The sequence below is a fragment of the Candidatus Neomarinimicrobiota bacterium genome (assembly GCA_041862535.1).
GTDB lineage: Bacteria > Fidelibacterota > Marinisomatia > SCGC-AAA003-L08 > TS1B11.
The window spans coordinates 1-7356 of record JBGVTM010000276.1 but is presented as its reverse complement, the minus strand read 5'-3'; the positions used below and the strand labels follow the sequence as shown (position 1 = coordinate 7356).

The window sequence follows — 7356 nt, the reverse complement described above, 5'->3', positions numbered from 1 at the left end:
GGTTCGGCCGACAGCGGCTGGCCGGAGAGTTCCTGCACGAGTTCGGCGGCGGTCCGGGCCCGGCCTACCTGGTGGATGTTCTCACGCAGCCACTCCCGCAGCGCCTTCAGGTCGCCCCGGGCGATCTTATCCTCCAGGCCCTCAATCCGCTCCGTTGCCGCTTCGTAGAACTGGCGGCCGTACAGGTTGCCCAGGGCATAAGCGGGGAAATAGCCGATGGCCCCCATGCTCCAGTGGATATCCTGGAGCAACCCTTCGGCGTCATCTTTCGGCGTTATACCGAGATACTTCTGCATCCCCTCGTTCCACAGAGCCGGCAGGTCGTTCACTGCCACGCTGTCGTTGATGAAGGCCTGCTCCAGCTCGAAGCGTAGCATAATGTGCAGGTTGTAGGTCACCTCGTCGGCTTCCACGCGGACCGGGGAGGGGGTAACCGTATTGATGGCGGCGTAGAAGTGGTCCAGGGTGACCTCAGCCAACTGCTCTGGGAAGCGTTTCTGGAGGCGGGGGTAATACCATACCCAGAAGGGCCGGCTGCGGGCCACGTAGTTCTCCCACAGCCGCGACTGGCTCTCGTGGATGCCCAGTGAGATGGGTTCGCACAGGGGGGTGCCGAAGTGCTGGTCATTCAGGGCCTGGGCGTAGAGGGCGTGCCCCCCTTCGTGGATGGTGCTGAAGAGCCCGCTGGCGAGGTCGTTGCGGCTGATGCGAGTGGTAATGCGCACGTCGCTGGGGTGGAAGTCGGTGGTGAAGGGGTGGGCAGAGCGGTCCTGCCGGCCACGGTTGAGGTCGTAGCCCATGTCACGGAGGATTTCCAGCCCGAATTCCCATTGGCTCGTTTCGTCGTAATCGCAAGTGAGTATGTTGCTCTGATCCGGAGTATCGGCGTGCTTAATGCGTGCCAGCAAATCGACCAGTGCCGGGCGCAGTGTATCGAACAGCCTGTTGAGTTGATTGGTGGTCATCTCAGGTTCGAAGCCATCGACAAGAGCGTCGTAGGGTACCTGCTCATAGCCCAGGTAGTCGGCCTCGTGGCGTTTCATGTCGATAATTTTTTCCAGATAAGGAGCCAGGAGGTTGAAGTCGCTTTTGCGGCGGGCCGCGCCCCAGATGTGCTGGGCTTCGGAGGTTAGGCGGGCCAGTTCGCCGACGAACTCGACCGGGAGGGCCGTGGCACGGCGCCAGTCGCGCCAGGTCATCTCCAGCAGTCGGAGTTGCTCCGGGGCCAGGCCATCAGTCAGCACTTTGCCGGTGGAAAGCTCCACCAGTTCACCCAGGCTGCGGTGGAAATCGGTGCCGGTGAAGCGGGCATGGGCCATGCTCAGTATAAGGGAGATTTTGTCCGCTCGAGCCTGGGCACCCTGGGGGGGCATGTAGGTTTCCTGGTCCCAACTGAGTACTGCGGCCACCCGGCGCAGCTGGGTGATTACCCGCATCTCGTTAATCAGGATGTCCAGGTTCCGGCTCATTTCGCGCGCGCTTCCAACTGCAGCAGCTGCTTTTTCAGTGCCAGTCCTCCGCCGTAGCCGGTGAGGGAGCCGTCGCGGCCCACGATGCGGTGGCAGGGAATTGCCAATGCCAGGGGATTGGCAGCTAGCGCTTGTCCGACGGCCCGGGCGGCCCGGGGCTGACCAACCCGGCGGGCGATATCTCCGTAAGTGGCGGTCTTACCATAGGGTACGCGGCTGACTTCCACCAGCGCCTGGAGGGCGAAGGGGGTATTGCGGTGGTCCAGGGGAAAGGTGAAGGTCATCCGGCGGCCAGCGATATATTCGCTCAGCTCGCTGCGTTCCCGGTCGAAGGGTCCAGCAGCAGGCCGTAAGGATTCGCCGGGGAAATGGCGGCGCACCCAGGCTTCAACCTGGGCCATAGGCGGGGACGGCAGGCCGATATAACAGACACCCCGGGCACTCTTCACGATGGTGATTTCGCCGATAGGTGTCGTGAAACGATCGCAGGCGAGCATGACGACCTCCTAATTCCCGGTATCTTCCTGATGCCAGAGATAAAATGTAACCAATCCGCGCCAGGGAGACCAGTCCCGGCCGATTTCACGCACCAGTTTTTCACCGGGCCGTTCGGCCAGGCCGTAGACCCGCTGCACCATGCGCATCAGGCCGATATCGGCGGCGGGTAGGGTATCAACCAGTCCCAGGCCCATCATGGCGCTGTATTCCGCGGTCCAGCGGCCCACGCCCCTGAGCGTGCACAGCTCGGCAACGACCTCCTCGTCAGTGCCGGCGAGGGCTTCCCAGCGCGGTTCAGCCAGGAAGCGGCGAGCCAGCTCGACAACGGAGCGGCTTTTGCTTCCGGTGAACTGCAGCGCGTGGAGAGTGTCAGGATCGAGGGCGGCGAGTTCCGCGGCGGTGGGGAAAAGCCAGAGCTCCTGCCCCTGTAGATGGTAGACCCGGCCGCAGGTCTGCAGGAGCCGGCGCTTCAGTCGGGCGGCAAAAGTGACGTTCACCTGCTGATCGATGATGGCCAGGCACAGGGCCTCCAGCAGGCTGTCTTTCAGGATGGGCCTCAGTCCCGACTGTCGGTCCGGCAGATGGGCCAGGGGCGGCGACCGCTGGACAAACCGGTAGAAGGCGGGCAGGTCGAGATCCAGGGAGAACTTGCGGCGCAGAGCGGCGGCGACAACCGCCTGCGAGGGAAGCCGGGTGTTCCCGGCTGGTGAGACCGTGAATTCGAGCTCATCGGCGGCGGCAGAGCCAGCCCGGACGATGACCGGCACTCCGGCGATGCGGCTGGCCCGGTACAGGCAGCCATCGGCAAAGGCCTCCCGGTCGGCCTGGTGTTCAGTGACGGGCTGGGTGCAGCGGGCCAGGTTGGTGGGGCCGTTACTGCGCAGGCGGAGGGTGAGGTTCATGGCTACAGCTGCAGCCGTTCCAGCCGGCGGGTCAGGATCCGCAGGTAGCGGCGGGCATCGGCAAGGAAGATTCCTAGAAGAACCAGAAATGCACCCAGAAATACGATAGGTGGCAGGATTTCACGCAGCACAATCATACCCATGAACAGGGCGATAACCGGGGCAATGAAACCCACGAATGAAAGCTTAACAACTTCCAGGTGCTCGAGCAGATAAAAATAGAACACCCAGGCCACCACGGTTCCAAAGATGGCCAGGTAGAAAATAATGCCGATGTTCAGGGGGCTCCAGACCATTCGGGAGGGGGACTCCAGCAGGAGGCTGCCCAGCAGTGTGGTCAGGCCGCCGATGCCGGTCGTGACGGCGCTGAGGACCACGGGATTGGCGCGAGCGGGCCGGCGTTTCAGATAAACACTGGGCCAGGTAGCAACCAAAACGGCCCCCATCACCAGCGACATGCCCAACAGCAGGTCTTCGCTTTTGCCCAGGCCGTAACCCCAGAATATCAGGACCACGCCGCCAAAGCCCACCAGGATACCGAAGCCTTTCATAAAGGAGAGGCGTTCAGCGGGCAACGTAAAGTGGGCCACCAGAGCGGTGGTGATGGGAATGGAGGCCCACAACAGCGAGGAGATGTTGCTGTAGATATACTGGGTGCCGGCGTAGGTCAGGGAATAGCTGAGTGAGAAATTGAGGATTCCCACCGTGACATATTGGCGGCGGGCCAGCCGGTCGAAGGGGATGGGGAATTTGCGCCAGTAAATGATCAGAAAGAGGAGCAGGGAGGCCAGCAGGTGCCGCAGTGCGACACCCAGGATGGGTGGGGTTTCCTTCAGGCCGGTTTTGAGAGCTACAAAAGTAGACCCCCAGATGAGGCACATGCCGGCGAAAGCCATACCGACACGTTGCCGGGGAATCATAAGGTAAGGATCTGGTTCCGCTCGGCCCCCACCGAGACCAGGGTGATCGGGACCGCCAGGAGTTCCTCCAGCCGTTTGATGTAACTCTGGGCCTCAGGCGGCAGCTCCCGGGCCGATTTCAGCCTGGAAGTGTCCGTCTGCCAGCCGGGAACTTCGTTATAGACCGGCGTCACCTGATCGAGGTGGGGAATGGCCGCAGAGAATCCGGTGAGGTGGGTGTCATTCAGTTCATAGGCAGTGCAAATCTTGAGGGTGTCGAACTTATCGAGGACGTCGAGCTTCGTGAGGGCCAATTCGGAGAAGCCATTGACCTTACAGGCGTAGCTGGCGGCCACGCCGTCAAACCAGCCGCACCGCCTTCGGCGGCCGGTGGTGGCACCGAATTCAGCGCCCTGCTCCTGGAGTCGATCCCCGACTTCGTCGGTCAGTTCGGTGGGGAAGGGGCCGGCCCCGACACGGGTGGCATAGGCCTTGAAGACTCCCAGCAGCCGGTCAATTTTCTGAACAGGCAGGCCCAGCCCGGAGGCAATCCCCCCCGCCGTGGGATGAGAGGAGGTGACGTACGGATAAGTGCCCAGATCAATATCCAGGAGGGTCCCCTGGGCCCCTTCGAGAAGGATGTTTTTACCCTGGTCCACGGCCTGGTGGATGGAGCCAATGGTATCGGTCAGCAGGGGGGTCAGCCGTTTGGTTGTCTGGAGGAAGGCTTCCACCTCCTCGCGCACCTTTTCCAGCTCGTCTGGTTTCACCTCTCCTTGCTGGACGCTCACGTTCAGTCGGTCCTGGAGGTACTGGTGCAGGCGGGTGGTATCTTTCAGGTCGATAGCCCGGATGCCCAGGCGGCGGGCCTTGTCGGCGTAGGCGGGGCCGATGCCCCGGAGAGTGGTGCCGATGATGTGGCCGGTGGCCCGGTCCATGGCCTTGTGGATGGGGGTGACGATGTGCGCCGCGTGACTGATCTGAATCCTACCCTTGGTGTCAATGCCGTGCTGGGCCAGAGTGTCCAGCTCGTCAGCGAAGGAGACGGGATCCACCACCATGCCGTGGCCCAGGATGCAGATACAATCGGGCCGGAGAATGCCAGATGGAACCTGGTGCAGGATGATAATATCGCTGTCAATCTGAACGGTATGGCCGGCATTGGCACCACCCTGATAGCGGACCACCACCTGCATGTCCTCACAGAGCAGGTCGACGATTTTACCCTTACCCTCGTCGCCCCATTGTCCTCCGATGACTGCGGTTATAGGCATGATAACAGGAATTTGAGTGGTGAGGGCTCTGCGGCCAGGATGGTGGGGGAAGTCACTTACTTGCTGGCCCGGGCCTGGGCCCTGACCTCCAGAAGGGCCATTAAGGGACTGGCCACATAGATGGAAGAATAAGTTCCCACCACAACGCCCACGATCAGGGCGAATGCAAAGTACTTAATCACCTCACCGCCAGACAAATATAAGACCAACACCACCACAAAGGTGGTTAAAGAGGTGATGATCGTACGACTCAGGGTCTCATTTACCGACTTGTTCACGGTGATGAAGAAATCAGCCTTCCGGTGGATCTTGACATTTTCCCGGATGCGGTCGAATACCACGATGGTATCGTTGAGGGAATAGCCCACGATGGTCAGGAAAGCGCCGATGATAGCCAGGTCCAGCTCCAGGTTGAGGATGGAGAATACCCCCAGGGTGATGAGTACGTCGTGGGCCAGGGCAACCACCGCTCCGAGGGCGTAGTAGCGATCGAACCGCAGGGAGATGTAGATCAGGATGCCCAGGAGGGCGAACAGGACGGACGACAGGGCCTTGCCCCGCAGCTCCCCGCCGATTTTCGATCCCACGGCTTCCAGTCGGCGGATTTCGAAGTCCATGCCGGTCAAGGCCTCCCGAAGCTGCTGGCTCAGTGTTTCGCCGGTCTCTTCGACGGGTATCCGCACGAGAATCTCATTCTCAGCACCAAACTGCTGCAGGGAGGGTCTGCTGAATCCGTAGTCCAGCAGGCGTTCCCGGATATTGCCCATATCAATTGCTGTAGAGAACTTCAGCTGGGCCAGTGTTCCGCCGGTAAAGTCAATGGCCAGGGCGGGTCCCCCTTTCACGAGTAATGAGACTAATCCGGCGGCTATGACCACACCGGAGATGATAGCGGCAATTTTCCGTTTACCCAGGAAATCGATATTGACATTCGTTAGCAGGCGCATATTCCGCAGGGATCTCCGATCAGATACTCAGGGTTTTGACTTTTGGGCTTTGAGTCATGGCCATGAAAATGGTGCGGGTCATGAAGATGGCGGTAAACATGGAGGCCAGGATGCCCCAGAACAGCGTCACGGCAAATCCTTTGATGGGTCCGGTACCGAACTGGAAGAGGACCAGGGCCGCCAGAATGGTAGTGACGTTGGCATCGATGATGGTAATGGTAGCCCGGCCGTAGCCGCTGTCAATGGCGGCCCGGATGGACTTACCTTTGTCCAGTTCTTCCCGGATGCGCTCGAAGATGAGTACATTGGCATCCACGGCCATCCCGACGGTGAGGATCAGGCCGGCGATGCCGGGTAGGGTGAGGGTTGCCCTGAGGGAAGCCAGCGCTGCCAATACCACCAGGATATTGATAATCAGGGCCAGCGTGGCGATCAATCCACTGCCTTTGTAGTAGAACACCATGAAGGCGATCACCAGCAGGCCGCCAATGATGGCCGCCCTGATCCCATGCTGGATGGAGTCCTGGCCCAGGTTGGGACCAATAGACCGCTCCTCAATGATATCCACTGGTGCCGGGAGGGAACCGGCTCGCAGAACGATGGCGACCAGTTTGGCTTCGTCCATACTTTCCATGCCCTCGATCACGGTCTGGCCGTTGGGGATCTTGGTGCGGATTACCGGTGCTAGATAGACATTCTTGTCCAGGACGATAGCCACCCGGCGGCCGACATTGGCACCAGTGAGGCGGGCCCAGATTCTGGTGCCATCGTTGTTCATGTCCACGTTGACTACCGGCTGGTTGGCGGCCGTACTTCCGAGAGAGCCGAGGTTAGCCTTAGCCGCGGTGATCACGCCGCCGGTCAGACCGGGCTCGCGATAGAGGTAGTAAAGATTGTAGAACTCCTCGTCGGTGCCGGTGCCGCGCATGGGCTCGGCACGGTTGCTCCAGAGGAAAAGGCCGTCATTAGGGATAGCGGCCTGGACCTCGTCCCGTTCCATAAGCGCTTCCACTGCGTGGCGGTAGCGGGCCGGAACCACCAGATCGTTGCCCGCCGCGTGGATATAGCTGGTGAAGGGATGCTCACCCAACAGTTCCTCCGAAATGGTGATCCCTTCAGGGGTGGCTGCGGTATCGGCTGTGCCGCCCAGGATGGCTGCCAGGGCCTCTTCCAGCGTATCGGCGGGGACGACGGCGCTGTCGCCGGTTGCCAATTCGGTGGGGGCACCGGAGGCTCGCAGAGTTTCGTCAATATCCAGCATAACCTGCCGGGCGACAGCCAGGTCCTGGAGCAGGTTGAACTCCAAGAGGGCCGTATTCTGGATCAGGTTCCGGGCCTGCTCGGGATTTTTGATGCCGGCCAGCTCG

General features: G+C 60.9%; 7 protein-coding genes. All 7 read right to left on the bottom strand.

Annotated elements, in window-relative coordinates:
• A partial coding sequence (locus tag ACETWG_10250) for a carboxypeptidase M32 (GenBank protein MFB0516965.1) occupies positions 1-1469 on the bottom strand: 1469 nt, incomplete at its 3' end.
• Complete coding sequence (locus ACETWG_10245) at positions 1466-1966, bottom strand: methylated-DNA--[protein]-cysteine S-methyltransferase (protein MFB0516964.1); 501 nt, start codon at positions 1964-1966, stop codon at positions 1466-1468. The genes ACETWG_10250 and ACETWG_10245, both read right to left, overlap by 4 nt.
• Positions 1967-1975: 9 nt before the next feature.
• Positions 1976-2869 (bottom strand): DNA-3-methyladenine glycosylase, encoded by an 894-nt coding sequence (locus tag ACETWG_10240; protein ID MFB0516963.1) that lies wholly within the window; start codon positions 2867-2869, stop codon positions 1976-1978.
• 2 nt (positions 2870-2871) lie between these two features.
• Positions 2872-3789 carry a DMT family transporter gene (locus tag ACETWG_10235; protein ID MFB0516962.1) on the bottom strand — a complete coding sequence of 306 codons (918 nt, stop codon included), beginning with the start codon at positions 3787-3789 and terminating at the stop codon, positions 2872-2874.
• Positions 3786-5042 carry an adenylosuccinate synthase gene (locus ACETWG_10230; protein ID MFB0516961.1) on the bottom strand — a complete coding sequence of 419 codons (1257 nt, stop codon included), beginning with the start codon at positions 5040-5042 and terminating at the stop codon, positions 3786-3788. Before ACETWG_10230 ends, ACETWG_10235 begins: the two co-directional genes overlap by 4 nt.
• A 56-nt stretch (positions 5043-5098) precedes the next feature.
• Positions 5099-5989 (bottom strand): protein translocase subunit SecF, encoded by an 891-nt coding sequence (secF, locus tag ACETWG_10225; protein ID MFB0516960.1) that lies wholly within the window; start codon positions 5987-5989, stop codon positions 5099-5101.
• Positions 5990-6008: 19 nt separating this feature from the next.
• On the bottom strand, positions 6009-7356 hold a 1348-nt coding region (gene secD / locus ACETWG_10220; GenBank protein ID MFB0516959.1), incomplete at its 5' end, for a protein translocase subunit SecD.